The following is a 16977-nucleotide window of genomic DNA, read 5'->3' on the forward strand; positions in this document are numbered from 1 at the left end:
GTCGGGGTGGGCCGGCCTGCCCGGGCCGGGGTGCCCTGCCCTACCACCCTGCGCCAGGGCGGGGTGCACGGTGGGTGACCAGACGTGTGTGTACGCAGGGCTACCAGGTGCGGGAGGCTTGGCGTCCTGCCGAGCGACCGAGCTTGCGCCGTGCGTGCTGCCGGTACCAGCGGGTGGCCACTGCGGTCATGGCCGGGTCACGCATGTCCCGCACGCGCTGCATGACGATGTCCTGTCCTGGGTCCACGGCGACTACCTCAGCGTCCAGCCGCTGGTACCGAGCGAGCGCTTTGGGGCTGGGCATCGTGTGAATGAGGTAGACATCCACGGTGTCCCGGTGCTTGACCGCCTCGTCGATGGCAGCGAACCGTGCACGGTGCGCAACCTTCAGCAAGGTCTCGTCGTGCTGCCAGCTGGGTGCGCCAGGACCGGCAAGGGCGAGAGCGATGCGGTCGAGGTCGATGACGATGTCCGTTGCCCGAGCACGTGCGGTAATCCAGCTACTCTTACCCGCTGCGGGAGGACCGGTAACGACGTACAGCACGCAGCGTCACCACCTCCGTGACGACCGCACTGGCTGGCGTTTGATGTCAGTGCGATTGCCCCGGGCCGAGTTGCAGCGGCGGTGCGCTGAGCGGGCGTTGGCAAAGTCGAGCAGGTCACCGCCAAGGCTGAGCGGCACGGCGTGGTCGAGGGTGAAGGCGTCGCGGTGACGGCCGGCGAGCGGGCCTGTGATGTCGTAGCGGATCTGCCCACCGCACCACCAGCAGGGAAGACCGAGGGCCCGCTGCTGCTCGCACAACCGCCGATAGGGGCGCCCGTTGCGCGGGTTGCCGGCCACGGGCGCCACCTCCTTACTGGTCGTCGTCCAGCAGTTCACCCATGTCGACATCGCCGTTCTCGTCGATGACGCCGCTGTCCCTCAGCCCTTGCGAGATGACCAGGGCGTTGTAGTCGTCCTCGGACAGTCCCTCGCAGGCTTCGGGCCGCTCATCTCCGACGCCGACGGTCGTGTTGGCGAGCGCCTTCTGGCAGTCCGCTGCAATCTCCTCTTCGGACTTGCCGCATGCGGCCGTCAGGGCTGCGAGGGCAAGGAGGGCGGCTATGGCGGCTGTGCGGGTCTTCATGGTCCCCCCAAGGACGTTGTGTCGCTGAGGGGGCATCATGCGCCGCGCGGAGCCACTGCGGCGACGCTGTGGCCGTGTTGTGACCCGGACGTGTGGAAGCCCCGCCGTCCGTGACGGGGGCGTTGCGGACGGCGGGGGGTCAGGCGGCGCGGGGTGCGCGTTGTGGCATGGGCCGGTAGGTGCGGGCGCGTTCGCGGATCTCGGGTAGGGCGTACATGGTCTTGTACTCGTGGCCCTGGCCGGTCAACTGTCCGTTGCCCTGGAAGCGGTGGATCTTCCCGCGGCGCGCCCACTGCCGGATCACCGTGCCGGGAACGCCGGTCTCGGCGACGGCCTGGTCCTCGAAGACCAGGTCGTCGGGGTACAGCTCGGTCACGTCCATGGCGCCTCCCCCGGACATGCAAAAGGCCCCCGGCAGTAGCTGGGGGCCTAGAGGCTTGCGGGCACACGTGTCCTGCCCTGGGGGCACTGTGACATACGGTGATCGACGCGGTCAAGCAAGAGCCTTGACGGCTACGGCCTCATCCAGCAGTGGTACCAGCGGGCGACTGCCTGGCTGTGGCTCAGCTGTGGAAGTTGATGTACCCGTTGCCGTCGGCGTCGTTCGCGCTCTTGGTGTAGGCGTGGACGTCTGCGCGGCTGCCGGACGGCTTGTACAGGTAGATCGTGTCCTTGTCGTTGTTCCACATGAAGTTGCAGTTGTCGCGGTAGACGACGTTGTTGGCGTCGGAGTCGGTGCCGTTGCCGCCGCGGAGCTTCACGTAGTCGCCGGGCTGCAGGTAGTGGTTGGCGGTGAAGGCGAAGCGGTTGCCGGCGGCGTCCTTGACGACGTAGCCCTTGAGGTTGATGGTCGCCGTGGACGAGTAGTTCTTGATGGTCAGGTATTCCTCGTCGGTGTTGCCGGTGGAGCAGCTGTTGGAGTCCCGGCCGGGGGCGTCGTACTGGGCTCCGCGGATCTTCAGTGCTGAGGAGTACTCGGCGGCCTGAGCCGGGGCGGCGACGGCCGCCAGGGTGCCTGCCGTGATGGCGGCAGCGACGGCGGTGGCGGCGAGTCTGCGGGTCATTTGGATCCTTAGGCAGTTGTGACTGACGTGTGAAGGACTCGCGAGCGCGCCCCGCGGTTGTACGGCAAACGGAAGTGATCTGAGCTGATTATTTGTGTGCGATCTGTGTACGGCCGCGATCGCCGGCACCGGCCGCGGCTGGATCGCCCGCGCCGTACCCATGCGAAAGGCCCCGACCGATGGCGGTCGGGGCCCTGCCGTTGTGGACTAGCGCGCCCACGGTCGGGGTTGGCAGTCGGCTGCTGCCGCAAGAATCTCCATCGCGATCTGCTGCCGGTCTGCTCCGGCGGCAACGGCTTCCTCGATGAGTTGATCGGCCTTCTTGCTGCTGCCGCGGCCGAGGATTCCGCCGCGCTGGAGCTGGCGGCCGGCTTCCCGGATTTCTTCGGGGGTGGGCTGCTTGGCCATGTCGTGGTCCTTTCTGGGTCAGAGGTTGCGCGCGTGTGCGAGTTCGGCGGCTCGGTCGAATGCGAGGAGGATGGGTGCGGGGCTGGTCTGCTGGGCGTTCCAGGAGGGGATCGTCTCCGCGTTGCGGAAGTCGCGTTGGATGGCTTCGAGGAGGAGCACGCAGGCGTCGTCGGCGTCGCGGCGGCTGGCGGCTTCGAGGCGGATGGCGCGGATGGGGCAGACGGCGCCCTGCTCGTCGAAGGCGGCGTCCCGGCACCAGCCGTCCGTCTCGATCCGCACCCGGGCGCGGTGCAGCAGCTCAGCGATCGGGGTGCTGTAGGGGCAGGGGGCGGCGGTCGGGGTGATCGGCAGAGGTGCGGAGATCTCGGGGATGGGGGCGGCGCCCGGGATGTGGGCGGTGCGTACCTCGAAGGCGACCGCGGCTTGATCGAGACGCACGGTCATGAGGGCGCCGAGCAGGACAAGCCGAGCGTCGAGGTCGAGTTCGGGTGGGGCCTGCGGCGGGCTTGCCGCGGTCGGGGCGTGCGTGGTCATGTGGTGCTGCCTTCTGCGCGTTCGCGCGTGGTGGGTGGGAGGGGCGCCCCGGTGCTGTCCAGGCGTTGCGGGGCGCCCCGGCTCATACGCGCCAGCCGCCGAGCGGGCGGCGGATGCGCGGGTTGGATCCGTCGCGGACCTGCTTCTCGAGGCCGCGGATCTCCGCCTCGTCGAGGTACGCCTCGTAGCCTTCGGGGACCGGTCCGGCGACCTGGGGGGCGGGGCCGGCGATGTTGCGCATGCCGCGGGGCGGGGTGTCGTACACCGGGCCGAAGCGCTGGCAGATGCCGACGGCGGAGGTGCCGCCGCGGGTGCACGGATTGCCGGTGAAGGGCAGCCGGTCGGTGAAGACGATCTCGCTGTAGGTCTTCGAGTCCTCGTAGGGGGCCAGGTTCGTGGCCATGTTGTAGACGATGTAGTAGGGCTTGTTGAGCTTGACTTCGCGGGCGAATCGCTTCGCGTCGCTGGGTTGCCAGGTCTTGGGCATGACGGGTCTCCGTTTCCGGTTTGCGGTGGTTTACGAGGCGGACAGGGGCGCGTTTGCCCCGGTATGCACCCCGGTCGGGGTTGGACGGTGGGCGGACACGGCCCGGGCGGTGTCCGGGTGCCGTCCGGCTTGTCCGGGTGGACAGACCGGGGCATTACGGGTGATGTCTGGGCAGACAGCCTGGCGCAAAGTTCACATAGCGGGCGGGGTTCAGTTGCCTTCGAGGAGGCTCAGCGCGTCGGCGATGTCGGCCTTCTGGTAGCCGTTACGGCGCCCGAGGCCCGGGATGTCGACCTTGACCGTTCCTCCGGCCCCGGCATCCCGCAGGAGCTGACTGAGCCGGATCTCGGTCATGCCGCCGCCGATGAGCTCGGCCATCTCCCGCAGCTGCGCCACATCCCGCTGCAGGTCGTCCATGGCCTTCAGGCAACCCCGCAGCGCGTCCATCTGCATGCGCTGCTCCGGCGTGTGGTGCAGGACGTTCCGACCCGGGACGCCGTCCCGCTTGGGACCGCCGGCCGCCGAGGAAAGGCCGGTCGCGTTGAGGAGGTGCCGCTCGATCGGGTCCTCCCACTGCCCGGCCAGACGACCCGCGCCTTCGCGGATCTTGGCTGCCTTCTGCAGCAGCATCGTGATCTCGCCGCGCTCGTCCTCGTCCAGGTCGAACGAGCGAGCAAGGTCGGTGACCCCGGCGAACGGGTCCACCAGCCAGCCGAAGCCCGGCCGCGGCGGGTCGAACTTGGAGGCGTCCCGGCCGGCGCTGGCCTGTCCGGCTCCGAGGATCGCATTGGACTGGGTGGCGTTCTCTACACGCATCGCCCACTTGGCGCCGCAGTTCATGCTGAGCGCCTGCGGGATGACGTCAGCCTCCGGGTACTGGGTGATCAGTACGAGGATGATGCCGGCCCCGGCAGCGACCGCGGACAACTCGATGAGGGCTTCCAGGATTTCGTCCCGCAGCGGCTTGCCCGGGCGGGTGTACGTGGCCACCTCGTCGATGACCAGCATCTCCATGCCGCCAACCTGCTCGATGACGGGTGCGACCATCTTGCTCTTGCCGAGCTTGCCGAGATCCAGCTCGCGCCGGTCCTTGTCGGCAAGGAGGGCGTTGAGGAGGGCCAGCAGCCGCTCCGGGCTGGGCTTGAAGTACGTGCTGGCCACGCCCGTCTTGGCGTAGGGGTCCCATTCGCCGTTGTTCTTTCCGGCGACGATCCGCAGGTTGATCCGCGGGTCGAAGGCAGCGCCGACGACGAGGTTGGATGCACCAACACCCTTACCGGAGCGCGTCATGCCTGCGATCACATAGGACTTGTTGGTGATCGCCAGCCGGATCGTGATGCCTCGCTTGTTCCAGGCGACGGGAACGCCGTCCCTCCAGGCGTCCAGCTGGCTCGGTTTCTTGAGCAGTGGCGACGGACGGGCGTCTTCGAACGGGTCCCGGTCGGTCATCCACAGCGAGGTGCGAACCTCCGTGCCTGCCTTCTGGACGTCGACCATGGACACGTCGCGGCCGAGCGCACCGGCCAGCTTGGGCAGCTTCTTCTTCAGCTCGGCGACGGTAGTGCGGGGCGGCAGGTCGAACACGACGGTGGTGTTGCCGTCCTTGTCGCGCTGCGGCACCGCCAGGATCTGGATCTGCTCTTCGCCACGGACTTCGCCGATGTTGCGGAGTGCCTGGTCAAGTTCCTCAACCGTGAGCGCGGGCGGCGGCGGGGCGTTGAACTCCCGCATTCCAGGCTGCTCCTGCTTCACCAGGTCGACGGGTTCGGCCAGCTGCATCTCCGTGTTCGGGGCAGGTACAGGCTGGCCGGCGTCGAAAGGGCGGCTCACGAGGTACCAGCCGTAGCCGGCCGCGGTGCCGAGCGCGGCAAGCAGCAGCGGCTGACCGCTCGCGGCCTGCTCGATCGCGGTACCGAGAGCGGGCAGGGAGGCGACACCGCCCCCTGCAAGCAGGGCGGCGCGGCCCGCCTTCTTCCCGTGCCTGGCCTTGCTGATCTCGCGGTCGGTGGGTGGCAGAACAGGCTGTGCTTTGAGCGCTTCCAGCCGGGCCTCGGCTTCGGCAACCTCACCGGCCGTGCGGGCGAGGGCGCTCGGGTTGACGCTGCTGGCCTCCTGCTCGGAGCGGGCCCTGGCGATGGCGAACCGGGCGTGCGCGTGGGCGACGGCACGCTGCTGCTGGGCGATCTTCTCGTCGTGTTTCTTCTGCTTCTGCTGGGTGGCGAGTTGGATGACGTCGACGTGGTCGAGGTCGCCGGTGGCCAGCCAGTCCCGGGTGCGGGCGGCGACGTGGCCGCGCTGCTCCTTGAAGGCCGCACGAATCCGGTCCTTGCGGGTGGGCTCGGCGGCCTCCTCGACGGGCTGCTGCTCGATGTGGTCGGGCTGCACTTCGGTGGCCACTGGCCTGATTCCTTCCGTGGGTGGGGGCGGGGCCCGGCACGGGCCCCGCAGGGTGGGTTAGAGGCCGCTGAGGATGCCGCCGAGGGAGGCGATCCCGGAGTCGGTGATCTGATCGGCCATGCCGCCGATCACGGTTCCCGCAAGGGCGACGCCGAGAAGGGTGACGACGACTGCGTCACCGGGCTTCAGGTGGCCGCCCTTGACCCGGAAGAACACGATCAGGCCGAGGACGGCGATCGCCATGACGCCCGTGCCGATCGCCGCGCCGGACGCCTGGGTCTGGATCTGCTCGTTGGTGCCTGCCGGGATCTGCCCGGTGACCGGGTTCTGCAGCGGCGCGCCGACCCCGCCGTTGGGGGTCAGGTCGTTGGTGATGCCGTCGGCGCTGCCGGGCTGGGTGTCGGTGCGGGCGATGGCGACGACGGTGGCGTGGTGCTCGCTGGTGTCGGCGGACGCGGTCGCGGCGGCGCCTCCGAGGAGGGCGACGGCCGCGGTGCCCGAGACGGCGATTCGGCGGATGGTGGTGTTCATTTCTGATCTCTCCAATGAGTGGGTTAGTTGTCGTTCGGGCGGGAGTTCTTGGCAGCGGCCTGGCGGGCTGCGATGGAGGCCTGGCGGCTGGCGCCGGGCGCGTATTTCACGTCGCCCTTGGTGCGCACTCCGCGGCGCGCGGGCGGGTTGTAGACGCGGGGCTTCTTGGCCGCGGGCACTTGCGATGCGACCTGCTGTGACGATCCGTTCACGGGGCGCTTCTGGCGGGCCGCTTCGACCCTCGCCTCGGCCGCATTGCGCATCCGCAGAACCTCTGCGGACTCGCCAGGCTTGGCGCCCTCGACGTCGAGCTTGGCGCGCTCCCAGATCGCCTGAGTGACAGTCGTCGCGCCGAGGTCCGTGGCGAGCTTCTCGGCGTGATCCCACACCTTCGGGAAGAGCTCCGCGCGCCGCTCGGCCAGCTGCTTCGCAGCCTCCGCAGCGGCCTTGTCGGCGGCCTCCTTCTCGGCGGCCCGGCGCTGCTCCTCGACGGCCTTCTGCCGCGCCTCTTCCTTGGCCGCTTTCTCCGCCGCCTTGCGCTCGCGGCGGGTCAGCACGCCGTCCCGCTTCCGGATCCGGCCGTGCTCGTGCAGATCCCACACACCGGGTCCTGCGATCGAGGCGAACGCCGTACCGATCGCGGTCGCCGGGTCGAACGCGTGCAGTCCGTGCCACAGGTTGATGCCGGCGGCGATGAACGCGAGCGCCCACGCGATGAGCCGGTAGTGCCAGTGCGGGCGGTGGGCGGCGACCGCGGCAGCGGCACCCTTGAGGACGACCCAGGCGCCGCCTTCGAGCATGAGCGGCGCGGCCATCAGCCACAGCGCGCTCGGGTTGTAGAACGCGGCGACCTGGACGGGCAGGGCGACGATCGCGCAGACGATGTAGAACTTCAGGGCGTAGCCGCGCCACCGATCCTCAGCCTGGGCAACCTCGGCGGCCTGGGCTTCCTCGGTCTGCTGCTGCTCGGCGGCTTGCCGGGCGGCGTCCTCGCGGGCGCGGTCGGCTTCGTCGCGGCGCCGGTTGTGCTCAGCGATCCGCGCCTGCGTGGCCGCCTCCTCCTCGCGGGCTTTGCGCTCCTGCCGGTCGTTGGAGAGCCGCAGCTTCCGGGCTTCTTCCTCCGCCTTGACGCGGATCGCTTCAGCCTCGGCCTCGGCCTTGAGCCGCTGCTCCTCGGCCTCGGCCCACGCCTTCGCGCGGATCGCTTCGGCCTTGGCCTGCGCGACCAGGTCGCTGTCGACCTGCGGCTCAGGGTGGGTGGTGTCGGGTGTGGGGGTGTTGGCCTCGGTGGTGGGGGTGGCCTCTATGGGCTGCCAGTCCCCCAGCACAGGCACGGGCGGACGGACAGCGCCGTTCACCTTCGGCGGGCTGGCAGTCATGGCGGATCAAATCCCTTCAGCTGGGTGGTAGTTACCGCTTCGGTCGGAAGGAGCAGCCCTTACCGGGCGGGCATACGGGCTTCTTGAAACCGAGGAGCGTCCGCTCCTGGACGGCGCCGGGGCGCCCGCAGAGCCAGCACTTGAGCTTCTTCGTGCCAGGCATGGCGCTCACTTCGGCATTCCGCTGCACGCGTCAGCGTGGGCCTGCGCCTGTCGGGCGATCTCGGCCTGGTCGGTTGAGCCTCCGCGCTTGCTGCGGGCCGGGCAGCCGTCGCAGTACCACTCGTGGATGGCCCAGCCCGCCACGTTGACCATGGCGCCGGACCGGTTGGGGAACTGGGCGGTGACACCGAACGGCATCCTGGTACGGGGCATGACGATCAGTCCTCTCGGATCGGATGGATGGGGTTGCTGCTGGTCGTGCTGGGCGCCGCACCCGGGGATGCGGCCTCCGGCAGGGCCTCAGGTACTGCTGGACGCCACGGCCGCGCTGATGATGTCGGCGTGGTCGAACGCAAGCGCCGGCAGATCACTCAGGGGCCACCACTGGGCGTTGGTCGCGTCATCGCCGGCCTCGATGATCGTTCCGGGGATGACGGTCAGCTGGTAGGCGACAGTGACGTACCTGCCGCGCGGGTCACGGCCGGGCTCGTCGAACGCGCCGATCTGGGTCAGCTCTTCCGGCGCCGCGTACACGCCGGCCTCTTCGGCGAGTTCACGGGCAGCGGCGGCACGGCTCGTCTCACCGGGGTCGACGTGACCTCCGGGCAGCGCCCACTGGCCCTTGAACGGCTCCCAGTCGCGCTCGATCAACAGCACGTGGCCGTTGGTCGTGGTGACGACCACGTCGGCGGTGTAACGGACGGTCTCGAACAGTTCGGTCATGACGGTTCCTCCGTGCAGTCGGTCAGCGGCTGATGGACGGGGCGACGCGGTCAGCCGGTCAGTCGTCCAGGTCGATGCCGGTCGACAGGAAGCTCCACTCCCGGCCGCGCTTCTCGACGGCCTTCCGGATCTCCTTGCGCTCCGCCTCGCCGCGGGCCTCGATCTCGGCCAGGCGCCGCTTGAACTCCGCGTCGCTGAGCGGCTTGGCGGTGGTGGCCTTCTTGCTGAACAGGCCCATGTTGGGCTCCTTTCGTTCGGTGATCGGTTTGAGTTGGTGCTGGTCGTGCTCGGGGCCGCCCCGCTGAGGGGTGGGGTGGGGTGCGGGGCGACCTCGGGCCCGGCCAGAGCCGGGGTGCCGGGCGGCGAGACGGGGGACGACCGCCGCCCGGCGGATCAGGGGGTCAGGCGGGCCGCTTCGGCGGTCAACTCGGCAGCCTTACGACGGTGGCTCTGAATGGCCCGGGCGCGGTCGGCCTCGCGGCGTGCTCCCTCGACGCCGGTGAAGTAGGCGTCGTCGCTGCTGTTCCGCTCAAGCTCGGTGGCCTGCTCCGCGTGGTAGTCGGCGAGCTTGCGGATCTCGCGCTCGTAGTCGCTCATCTGGGTGGGTTCCTTTCAGGGTCCGGTGGCTATTGGTCGTCCTCGGGGCCGCCCGCCAGGGCGGCGGGTCAGCGATTCAGGCGGCGGCCGGGTCGCGGGTGAGGATGTAGTTGATCCGGGTCTGGTGGAGGCTGAGCGTGTAGCCGCCGGACAGCTTGATGTCGACCCAGTCGCCGTCCTCCTTGTACGACTCCACGACGGGCATCATGTCGGCGCCCATCGAGGTGGTGACCGTTCCGTGGGGCGCGGTCTCGCCCTTGCGGAACAGGCCCCGGTCCGTGGCGATCTGGAAGTATTCGGTGGTGCTGCCCATGGCGGGCTCCTCTCTGGTTGGGAATGGACTTGGGTGTCAGGCGGCGGCCGGGTAGTCGAAGCCGTCGAGCTCGGCGACCAGGTCGGGGTCGATGGCGTAGGCGTGGTCGCGGATCAGCGCCATCTGCTCGCCGTCACCGGCCGCGAGGGCCCGCACGTAGTCGGCGTGGATCTCGGCAGCGTTCGAAGCCTCGGCCTCGGCGACCGTCGTGCGGTCGCGGCGCAGCTTGCCCAGCTCGGTCGTCGCAGCCAGATCGGCGTCGGAAATCAGGTACGGAGACATAGGTCATCGGCCCTTCCGGGTCAGCAGGAACAGGGGGGTCAGGTGGAGACGGGAGTCAGGTCGAAGCGGGTGACGTCGACGATGTTCAGGTCCACGTCCGCGCAGACCTGGCGGACGAAGTGGTCGCGGAGCGCCTCGCGGCCGACGTGCTCCGTCAGGTCGAACTGGCCCGAGACCCAGCGCGTCCGGGTCGTCTGCTGGGCGTAGGCGTTCCGGAACGCGGGCGGCGTGTGCTCGGGGATGTAGACGCTCGGGAACTTGACGGTCAGGTCGTAGTCGTAGCGGCCGGGCTCGACGATCTCGCCGGAAGCAGGCATGGCTGATCTCCTCGGTTGGTCATGCCGGGACGAATGGGGTTGGAAGCCGCGGGCGGTGGGACGGGGGATTCACCGCCACCCGCGGCGGACTGGGGGCCTACTTCGGCCGGGACTCGCTACGCCGGTTGGTCTCGGCGACCTTGCGGCGCAGGGCGTCGCGCTCCTTGTCCGTCACTGCCGCCCACCTCGCTCGGCCTCGATCGCGGCCAGCAGGGCGCGCACTCGGGCGTTCAGTGCGACGGCCGCCTGCAGCATGTCGCGCCCGGAGTGGATGTTCAGGCCGACCGTCTCGTCGAGGATCCGACGGGTGACGGCGATCTCGACGTCCAGCGTCGCGGGCTCCGGGGTCACGTCATCCGGACCGTGCAACGGGTCGTAGGCAGTCACGACTCACCGCCCGGGACCACGACGAGGAAGCTGTCCGACGGCAGGTCCATGACCACGTCGGCGGGCTGCCCCTGCTCTCGCAGCTGCTGCGCCCGCTCCTCCGCCGGCCAGGAGCCACGCGGGTTACCGGCCGGGAAGCGGTCCAGGATCTGGCGAGCCTTCATGGCGGTCACCAGTCCCCGAACGTGCAGACGATGGAGCAGCCGGACGCCTTGCAGTCGTGCGCGCGGATCTCCGCAGCACGCAGCTCGTCCTGCTCCCGGCGGGACATCGCCCAGCGGACCGGTTCGGCACCCGCCTTGAGATCGTCACACCGGGGGCAGCCGTCGACCTTCTTGCCGAAGTTCGGGCCGTGCGAATGCTTCGTCGCCATCACGCCACCCCGATCAGGTCGAGGCGGCCGGCGGCGGCGAGCGTGGCACGGGCGCCGGCCATCAGCTCTTCGGCGAACTCCCACGCGCGGATATCCAGCGCGGGCAAGTCCACGCCAGTCGCAGCCTTCGCAGCCAGCTCCGCGGCACGGACGGCAGCCGACTCGTGCACGGTGACCGCGGCAACAACCTCAGCCGGGACGGTCAGCGCCAGCTCCGGGCGGTGCATCGCCTCGACAGCGGCCGGCGGAAGCGGGGCGGTGCCCGCGTGGTCGGCGCGCTCGAGCGCCGACGTAAGATCGGTCGTAGCCACAGGGTCTCCTTGTCAGAACCTGGTGGTTAGGGCCGGCACGCGAGGTGAGAGTCGCGTTGTCCGGCCCGTCTTCTTTTGTGCGTCGCCCGCGGACTGGGTCCGGTGAGAGTGGACAGCGGGGCCGGTCTCAAATCGAGATTTGAGCGGCTTGGTACGACCGTAGAGGGCTCGCGATGCCGCGTCAAGCGGACAACTCAACTCTTCTAGTTGTGTCTTGAGTGGGTGTCGGATCGCCCGTACCCTCACGTCATGGCCGACTCCCCCGACGCTCCCTTCACCCGCTACGAGGACCAGCTGCGCGCGATCACCGACCTTCATGAGCGCTGGGCCGCATACGTCGACCTCGCCACGTACCTGGAACGCGAGCTCGAGATGTTCCGCAGACGCCAGCGCCAAGAGATCGCCCAGGGCTTCAAAGCGGAGAACAAGACGTGGAAGGAGATCGGGGAAATCATGGGGGGCGTCACGTACCAGCGCGCCCACCAGTTCGGCATGGGGAAGTGACCGAGGCTGCATGGGATCGAGTCTTCGCGTGCGAGCGCGCCCAGACCATGAAGACCCCATGCAGCAACATGCAGTGATCACGCAGCGGGCATGCAGGCACCATGCAGACCCAATGCAGGAGAGCCCACGACTGCGGCCAGGGAGCCGATAGTGGACGACGTACAGCAGCAATGGACCGGGCGGAAAGCCGCCTGGCTCCAAGACGCATTCCAGATGACCCAGGAAGAGTTCGCGAACCGTCTCGGAGTGTCGGTGCGCAGCGTCGCCGCTTGGCGCGCACACCCGCGCATGATTCCGCAGAACGAGACGCAGCGAATCCTGGACACGGCTTACGAAAGGGCAGGTGATGCGGTGCGTCGGCGGTTCATCCATTTGTCGCGCCCATCTGTTCAGCAGCCCCAGGCGCAGGCCCTGCGCGTGGCAATCGCTGTGGTCCGGCGGGGCGGTGACGTGCTCCTCGTGTGCAGGCAGGACGGTGCGGACATCTCCTGGCAGTTCCCTGCCGGCATCGTGAAGCCGGGCGGATCGGCGCAGAAGGTGGCCGTGCGGGAAACCCTCGACGAGACGGGCGTGCATTGCGCAGTCCGGGAGCACCTGGGTGAACGGCTTCATCCGATCACGCGCGCAATGTGCGATTACTTCATCTGCGACTACGTGCACGGCGAGGCGGTCAACGGGGATTCCGCCGAGAACGTCGATGTCGCGTGGGCTCCCATAGGGGACCTCGCCAGATACATCCCCACCGACCGCATCTACCCGCCGATCCTGGACGCCTTGGAGGCAACGGTATGACCACCGAGACGAAGAAGCCCGACGTCAGCGCCGCGATCATCACGGACGGGGAGCGTGTCCTGATGGTGCGCCGCCGCGTGAAGGAGGGCGAGCTCTCCTGGCAGTTCCCGGCCGGCGGCGTCGAGGACGGTGAGACGGCGGAGGAGGCGGCCGTCCGGGAGACGCTCGAGGAGACCGGCCTGACCGTGAAGCCGGTCAAGTACATCGGGGACCGTGTGCACCCCAAGAGCGGGGCGTTCATGGCGTACACGGCGTGCGAGGTCGTCGACGGCAAGGCCCGCGTCGCAGACGAGGAGGAACTCGACAAGGTGCTCTGGGTGAGCCACGGGGAGATCCCCGACCTGGTGCCCTACGGCCTCTACGGGCCGGTCCAGGAGTACCTCGACGAGGTACTCCCCCACTGAAGTTGTGGCCCAGCTCTCACTCGATTGTGCGTCTGGTGCGCTCGTCACCCGAGTGAGTGAATAGAACAGGCCCCAGGAACGCGAACAGCCGGACGGTGGCGACCGTCCGGCCAGTTCGACCAGCGAGTTCGCGGCTCGCTGACCAGCAACCCAACCTGTCCAGATCGGAGTTACCTATGCAGGCTACCCACACGGCGCCCTTACCGTCGCCCCGATTGGCGACCGATCACCTGTTGGATGCGCCACTCCCCGACCTGCTCGCTGCCCACGGCGTGGAACTGACCGACAGCTCGATCACCGACCCCACGTTCTTCGGCGCGCTCGTTCAGCGCCGTGACGGCTCGCTGATCCTCTCGATGCCGCCGGGCCGCAGCCGCTTCGAGCGGGACACCGCGGCGCGGATGCTGCTCGCGGAGGGGCTGGGGTTGGACGCCCCGCCGGTGCCGGCGCCGCTCGAGGTGTCGCGCGCCTGACGGCAGCAAGTCCCAGGGGAGCCCCGGTCGGAGTAATGCGGCCGGGGCTCCCTTCTGTGACGGGATTGACGCTGCGACCTGCGCTTTCGCTAGCGGTCTTGCGGGTACTTATCCAGTGGGCTTCACTCGGTCGGATGCTGTATCTGCGGGGTGCCTAGCTGGTTGTCAGTGGGTGCTGCTTGACTGGCGGTCAGCAACGAACTGGGGGTTCGCTATGACGACGGTGATTCACAGGACGCCGGAGCAGCTACGCGAGCAGCGGGCCAGGCTGTTGGCCGAGGTCGGCATGTCCTATGAGCAACTGCGGGACCGGGCCGAGGTGTACAGCCTGTCGATGGATGAGCTGGACGTGTGGCACACGATCGAGGGGATCGACTACCTTCTCGACGGTGACTGCCGAGGGGATGTCGAGGCTCGACGAGCTGGCGACCGCGTTCGCGGATGATCTGACTGCTCTGACGCGGGGTGTTCTGGGTGAGGACACCCCGCGTTTTGCTGCCCTCAACATGGGGCAGCGGGTACGGGTTTCGCCGATATCGGCGGACGAGAAGGTGCTGCGTATCCCAATCTCCGTGAACGGCGAGCCAGTGCTGAGCCTGATGGCGCGCTACTACTGCTGCTGGGACGGGAGTAGCACGTTCCTGGCAACGGATCAGGCAGATATCCACGTCCACTATGCCGGGATCTCCGATCCGTTGATCCGTTTCGAGTATGTCCGGAGCAGCAAGGAGCCACCTGGGGCGCACATCCAGGTGCATGCGCATCGCGACGAGATGGCCTATCTGCTGCGGCTTGCTGACGCTGGACGGCCCAGGCAGGGGTACCGCCGGCGGAAACTGCCGCGTCTGTCGGAGATGCATCTGCCTGTGGGTGGCCACCGGATGCGGCCGGCGTTGGAGGACGTTCTGCTGTTCTTGAAGCGCGAGTTCGCGGTCGACACGGCAGAGAAGTGGCGCACGGTGATCGACGAGCACTTGCGGAATTGGCGGGAGATCCAGTTGATGTCGGCGGTCCGCGACGCGCCTGAAGCTGCGGCGGAGGTGCTGCGGGCTCTGGGATATGCGGTGCAACCTCCGAAGGTGGTGCGGCCACGGGTCTCGCAGGACGACGTCAAGCTGTACTGGCCGTAGCAGGAAGGCCCCGACCGTCATGGCCGGGGCCTTCACTACGCCGCCCGCCTCTCGGCGAGCGGGAGCCGTCGCAGTTCCTGGAGCCCGTACTGCGCCCCGCAGGCTGCGCATTTCTTCCCGGGGCTCTCGATGGTGATCTTCAGGGTGGCGCCGCAGGTGCAGGCGACACCGAACCTGCGCGTCGGCTTCTCGCCGCCGGTGGCCGCCTCACACTGCCGCCGCAGCTGGCCCAGCTCATGCGCGAACTCTGAAAACGCGCCGTGTGCTTCGGCCGCCCACGGCAGCAGCACCCGCAGCCGCTGCACGACCTGATCGCACTGCTGCTGGAGGCCGCCTTCCCAGCGGGGGTGCCGGTAGCCGAGCAGGTCGTGCCAGTCGATCAACCACGTCTGCAGGATGGTCACCACCCCGCCCCTCGCCGCGAGCGACAGCGGGTCCAGCCGGACGGGTATCGGCGCGGTGCGGCTGCCGGAGACGGCCGGCCCGCCGCTGCTGCTGCCGGGCGTCAGGGAGGCGCTGAGCCGGGCGTACAGCCCGTCGGGTCCGGCGAGGGCGCGCAGCTGTTGGTCGACGCGGTCGGTGCAGGGGCGGCACGCCTGGTGCGTCAACTCGTCGGCGTACAGGGCGCGCAGGCAGATGGTGCAGGCGGGCGTCGGGGCGGCTTCCATCTCGGTGCTCCTCGGTGGTGCGGGCGGGGCGGTCAGGCGTCGTAGTGGGCGGCCCAGTAGGCGGCGTCATCCCGCGCCGCTTCGCGGACCGACGGCCCGGCGTCGTGGGCGGGGTCGGCGATGAGTCCGCGCCGGACGGCGGCCCGGACGGCGGCGGCGCGCCGTTGGTCGCGGGGGAGGTATGTGACGTCGAGTCGCTGGTAGGCGCCGGAGAGCAGGGATGCTGCGTGTTCGCGGGTGATGCCGAGTTGGTTGGCGACTTCGCGGAGGGGTGCTCCGGTTGCTGCGGCAGTGAGGACTTGGACTTGTCTCGGGGTGAGGGGCATGCGGGCGGGTCCGCGGGTCATGCTGCTTCCTTTCGGTGGTGGTCGGCGTGCGCCCACGAGGGCGCGGGGCGTGAAGGCCTCTGTGAGGCTCTGGGGGCGTCTTCGATGCCGCGCGGGAGCCGAAGCGGGCTCTGCGGGCGGGAGACGGGCGTACAGCGGGCTTCTCGGGCCTGCCGCGCCCTGACCGTCCGCCACAGTCCGCGCACGGCCCACGCGCCGACCGCGGTCCCGGCGAGCAACACGACCGCAGCGACAGCGGCGAGGGCCCAGCCGAGGGTGATGAGTGTGTCGATGGCCTCAGCGATCACAGGGCCTCGAACTCCTTGCAGACGAGGTTCTCGGTGCTGTCGGGTTCGCAGACGTCGCAGAGCAGGCGTCCGCTGACGGTGACGTGTTCGGCTCGGGTGTGGCCGCAGACGCAGACGGTGCGCGGGTTGGCGGCCTCCGTCTGCGCCCCGTCCTGCCGCGCCCCGGCGGCGGGCTTCGGCGTGGCGCGGGGGCTGCTCGCTGCCTGCTGCGGGAAGCAGATCGTGTGGCCGCCCGGGTCGTGGACCCACCACTCGGTGAGGGTGCCGCTGATGCGCAGGATGTCCTTGCCGCAGTGCGCGCAGGACTCAGGCTGCGTCTCTGTGGCGGGCTGCGCCTCGTCGGCCATGCGGTCGGCGATCTCCTCGAACTCGCCGATGGCGTCGTTCCAGCCCTGCCCGAACCAGACGGGGCCGGTCAGGCCGGTGCACTGGACAGGGATCGCGCGCACCTTGGCGATGGCTTCGCGGAGGCCGGCGGCCCGGTTGGAAGGCGGCTGCTCGTCGGCCCACACGATCCGCGTGGCGCCTCCGTGGCCGTGGACGTGTACGGCGTCCTCCAGGCGGTCCCAGTGGACCGTGGACGGCCGGTCGCCTATCCAGCGCAGCGACACGGTCCCGTCGGGCCAGAGGACGCCGTTGGCGACGCGGCCGGTACCGGAGACGCCGGAGACGTCGTGGTCGCGCTGGAGGTGGAACAGCCGCGGCTGGTCGGACGGCTCCACGGCGGCCGGCTGCTCGATAGGGCACGTGATGATCGAGTCGAGGAGCTCGGCGACGGCCGGCGTCTCCCTGTCGGCGGTCAGCTCATTGGCGTGAGCCGTGAGGCTGAAGGCGGCGGCGACCTCCCAGGCGCCAGCGCCAGGGGCAACGGCGCGCCAGCGTGCGGCGAGGACGTCGGCGTGGTGGGCGAGGAGCGCGGCGAGCTGGGCGCGGTTGAGGGTGAGACGGTCGGTCATGGTCAGCTCCTGGTGGGTGTGGTG

Annotated in this window: 32 protein-coding genes; 6 read left to right on the plus strand and 26 right to left on the minus strand. The window is 69.3% G+C overall.

What is annotated here, in order from left to right; all coding sequences use genetic code 11:
• Nucleotides 1-100: 100 nt before the first annotated feature.
• From ACKTSN_RS11820 to ACKTSN_RS11925, 22 genes are all read right to left on the minus strand, one after another.
• On the minus strand, nt 101-544 hold the full coding sequence (locus ACKTSN_RS11820; protein WP_409469073.1) for a hypothetical protein: 444 nt from the start codon (nt 542-544) through the stop codon (nt 101-103).
• 6 nt (nt 545-550) lie between these two features.
• On the minus strand, nt 551-841 hold the full coding sequence (locus ACKTSN_RS11825; RefSeq protein ID WP_409469074.1) for an HNH endonuclease: 291 nt from the start codon (nt 839-841) through the stop codon (nt 551-553).
• Nucleotides 842-854: 13 nt separating this feature from the next.
• Nucleotides 855-1127 (minus strand): hypothetical protein, encoded by a 273-nt coding sequence (locus tag ACKTSN_RS11830; protein ID WP_409469075.1) that lies wholly within the window; start codon nt 1125-1127, stop codon nt 855-857.
• 139 nt (nt 1128-1266) lie between these two features.
• Nucleotides 1267-1509, minus strand: coding sequence for a hypothetical protein (locus tag ACKTSN_RS11835; protein WP_409469076.1), 243 nt, complete (start codon nt 1507-1509; stop codon nt 1267-1269).
• A gap of 181 nt (nt 1510-1690) precedes the next feature.
• Nucleotides 1691-2191 (minus strand): lamin tail domain-containing protein, encoded by a 501-nt coding sequence (locus ACKTSN_RS11840; protein ID WP_409469077.1) that lies wholly within the window; start codon nt 2189-2191, stop codon nt 1691-1693.
• Between the two features lie 207 nt (nt 2192-2398).
• Complete coding sequence (locus ACKTSN_RS11845) at nt 2399-2599, minus strand: hypothetical protein (protein ID WP_409469078.1); 201 nt, start codon at nt 2597-2599, stop codon at nt 2399-2401.
• A gap of 18 nt (nt 2600-2617) precedes the next feature.
• Nucleotides 2618-3133: a DUF6197 family protein gene (locus tag ACKTSN_RS11850; protein ID WP_409469079.1), complete on the minus strand. Its 516-nt coding sequence runs from the start codon at nt 3131-3133 to the stop codon at nt 2618-2620.
• A gap of 82 nt (nt 3134-3215) precedes the next feature.
• Nucleotides 3216-3620 (minus strand): hypothetical protein, encoded by a 405-nt coding sequence (locus tag ACKTSN_RS11855; protein WP_409469080.1) that lies wholly within the window; start codon nt 3618-3620, stop codon nt 3216-3218.
• 210 nt (nt 3621-3830) lie between these two features.
• Nucleotides 3831-6017 (minus strand): hypothetical protein, encoded by a 2187-nt coding sequence (locus ACKTSN_RS11860; protein ID WP_409469081.1) that lies wholly within the window; start codon nt 6015-6017, stop codon nt 3831-3833.
• A 57-nt stretch (nt 6018-6074) separates the two neighbouring features.
• Nucleotides 6075-6548, minus strand: a complete 474-nt coding sequence (locus ACKTSN_RS11865; protein ID WP_409469082.1) for a hypothetical protein — start codon at nt 6546-6548, stop codon at nt 6075-6077.
• A gap of 23 nt (nt 6549-6571) precedes the next feature.
• Complete coding sequence (locus ACKTSN_RS11870) at nt 6572-7927, minus strand: hypothetical protein (RefSeq protein WP_409469083.1); 1356 nt, start codon at nt 7925-7927, stop codon at nt 6572-6574.
• Between the two features lie 168 nt (nt 7928-8095).
• Nucleotides 8096-8302 (minus strand): hypothetical protein, encoded by a 207-nt coding sequence (locus ACKTSN_RS11875; protein ID WP_409469084.1) that lies wholly within the window; start codon nt 8300-8302, stop codon nt 8096-8098.
• Between the two features lie 87 nt (nt 8303-8389).
• On the minus strand, nt 8390-8812 hold the full coding sequence (locus tag ACKTSN_RS11880) for an NUDIX domain-containing protein (protein WP_409469085.1): 423 nt from the start codon (nt 8810-8812) through the stop codon (nt 8390-8392).
• Between the two features lie 58 nt (nt 8813-8870).
• Nucleotides 8871-9050, minus strand: a complete 180-nt coding sequence (locus ACKTSN_RS11885; RefSeq protein ID WP_409469086.1) for a hypothetical protein — start codon at nt 9048-9050, stop codon at nt 8871-8873.
• Between the two features lie 155 nt (nt 9051-9205).
• Nucleotides 9206-9409, minus strand: a complete 204-nt coding sequence (locus ACKTSN_RS11890; protein ID WP_409469087.1) for a hypothetical protein — start codon at nt 9407-9409, stop codon at nt 9206-9208.
• A gap of 76 nt (nt 9410-9485) precedes the next feature.
• On the minus strand, nt 9486-9722 hold the full coding sequence (locus tag ACKTSN_RS11895; RefSeq protein ID WP_409469088.1) for a hypothetical protein: 237 nt from the start codon (nt 9720-9722) through the stop codon (nt 9486-9488).
• Nucleotides 9723-9758: 36 nt separating this feature from the next.
• Entirely contained in the window at nt 9759-10004 is a 246-nt protein-coding gene (locus tag ACKTSN_RS11900; protein WP_409469089.1) for a hypothetical protein, read from the minus strand.
• A 38-nt stretch (nt 10005-10042) separates the two neighbouring features.
• Complete coding sequence (locus ACKTSN_RS11905) at nt 10043-10321, minus strand: hypothetical protein (RefSeq protein ID WP_409469090.1); 279 nt, start codon at nt 10319-10321, stop codon at nt 10043-10045.
• Nucleotides 10322-10492: 171 nt separating this feature from the next.
• Complete coding sequence (locus tag ACKTSN_RS11910) at nt 10493-10708, minus strand: hypothetical protein (protein ID WP_409469091.1); 216 nt, start codon at nt 10706-10708, stop codon at nt 10493-10495.
• On the minus strand, nt 10705-10872 hold the full coding sequence (locus ACKTSN_RS11915; RefSeq protein ID WP_409469092.1) for a hypothetical protein: 168 nt from the start codon (nt 10870-10872) through the stop codon (nt 10705-10707). Before ACKTSN_RS11915 ends, ACKTSN_RS11910 begins: the two co-directional genes overlap by 4 nt.
• Before the next feature lie 5 nt (nt 10873-10877).
• Entirely contained in the window at nt 10878-11081 is a 204-nt protein-coding gene (locus ACKTSN_RS11920; RefSeq protein ID WP_409469093.1) for a hypothetical protein, read from the minus strand.
• Complete coding sequence (locus tag ACKTSN_RS11925) at nt 11081-11392, minus strand: hypothetical protein (RefSeq protein WP_409469094.1); 312 nt, start codon at nt 11390-11392, stop codon at nt 11081-11083. Before ACKTSN_RS11925 ends, ACKTSN_RS11920 begins: the two co-directional genes overlap by 1 nt.
• Nucleotides 11393-11641: 249 nt before the next feature.
• Between ACKTSN_RS11925 and ACKTSN_RS11930 the strand changes: the two genes are divergently transcribed.
• The 6 genes from ACKTSN_RS11930 (at nt 11642) to ACKTSN_RS11955 (ending at nt 14695) form a co-directional block, all read left to right on the plus strand.
• Complete coding sequence (locus tag ACKTSN_RS11930) at nt 11642-11896, plus strand: hypothetical protein (protein WP_409469095.1); 255 nt, start codon at nt 11642-11644, stop codon at nt 11894-11896.
• Nucleotides 11897-12046: 150 nt separating this feature from the next.
• On the plus strand, nt 12047-12688 hold the full coding sequence (locus ACKTSN_RS11935; protein ID WP_409469096.1) for an NUDIX hydrolase: 642 nt from the start codon (nt 12047-12049) through the stop codon (nt 12686-12688).
• A complete protein-coding gene (locus ACKTSN_RS11940; protein WP_409469097.1) occupies nt 12685-13092 on the plus strand; it encodes an NUDIX hydrolase in 408 nt (135 codons plus the stop codon). Before ACKTSN_RS11935 ends, ACKTSN_RS11940 begins: the two co-directional genes overlap by 4 nt.
• A 215-nt stretch (nt 13093-13307) precedes the next feature.
• Nucleotides 13308-13565, plus strand: a complete 258-nt coding sequence (locus ACKTSN_RS11945; RefSeq protein ID WP_409469098.1) for a hypothetical protein — start codon at nt 13308-13310, stop codon at nt 13563-13565.
• A gap of 214 nt (nt 13566-13779) precedes the next feature.
• A complete protein-coding gene (locus ACKTSN_RS11950; protein WP_409469099.1) occupies nt 13780-14010 on the plus strand; it encodes a hypothetical protein in 231 nt (76 codons plus the stop codon).
• A complete protein-coding gene (locus ACKTSN_RS11955; RefSeq protein ID WP_409469100.1) occupies nt 13955-14695 on the plus strand; it encodes a hypothetical protein in 741 nt (246 codons plus the stop codon). The genes ACKTSN_RS11950 and ACKTSN_RS11955 overlap by 56 nt, the downstream gene beginning before the upstream one ends.
• 35 nt (nt 14696-14730) lie before the next feature.
• On the opposite strand, the gene ACKTSN_RS11960 is transcribed toward ACKTSN_RS11955, so the two are convergent.
• Genes ACKTSN_RS11960 through ACKTSN_RS11975 form a run of 4 tightly spaced genes read right to left on the minus strand, consistent with a single transcriptional unit; the run spans nt 14731 to nt 16953 of the window.
• Nucleotides 14731-15363, minus strand: coding sequence for a hypothetical protein (locus ACKTSN_RS11960; RefSeq protein WP_409469101.1), 633 nt, complete (start codon nt 15361-15363; stop codon nt 14731-14733).
• Nucleotides 15364-15395: 32 nt separating this feature from the next.
• The gene (locus ACKTSN_RS11965) at nt 15396-15710 is read right to left on the minus strand and encodes a hypothetical protein (RefSeq protein WP_409469102.1); all 315 of its coding nucleotides are present in this window, start codon (nt 15708-15710) and stop codon (nt 15396-15398) included.
• Complete coding sequence (locus ACKTSN_RS11970) at nt 15707-15997, minus strand: hypothetical protein (RefSeq protein WP_409469103.1); 291 nt, start codon at nt 15995-15997, stop codon at nt 15707-15709. The genes ACKTSN_RS11965 and ACKTSN_RS11970 overlap by 4 nt, the downstream gene beginning before the upstream one ends.
• Nucleotides 15994-16953: a hypothetical protein gene (locus ACKTSN_RS11975; protein ID WP_409469104.1), complete on the minus strand. Its 960-nt coding sequence runs from the start codon at nt 16951-16953 to the stop codon at nt 15994-15996. Before ACKTSN_RS11975 ends, ACKTSN_RS11970 begins: the two co-directional genes overlap by 4 nt.
• Nucleotides 16954-16977 lie beyond the last annotated feature (24 nt).

Origin of the sequence: Streptomyces flavusporus, assembly GCF_046267975.1 — a bacterium.
Taxonomy (GTDB): domain Bacteria; phylum Actinomycetota; class Actinomycetes; order Streptomycetales; family Streptomycetaceae; genus Streptomyces; species Streptomyces flavusporus.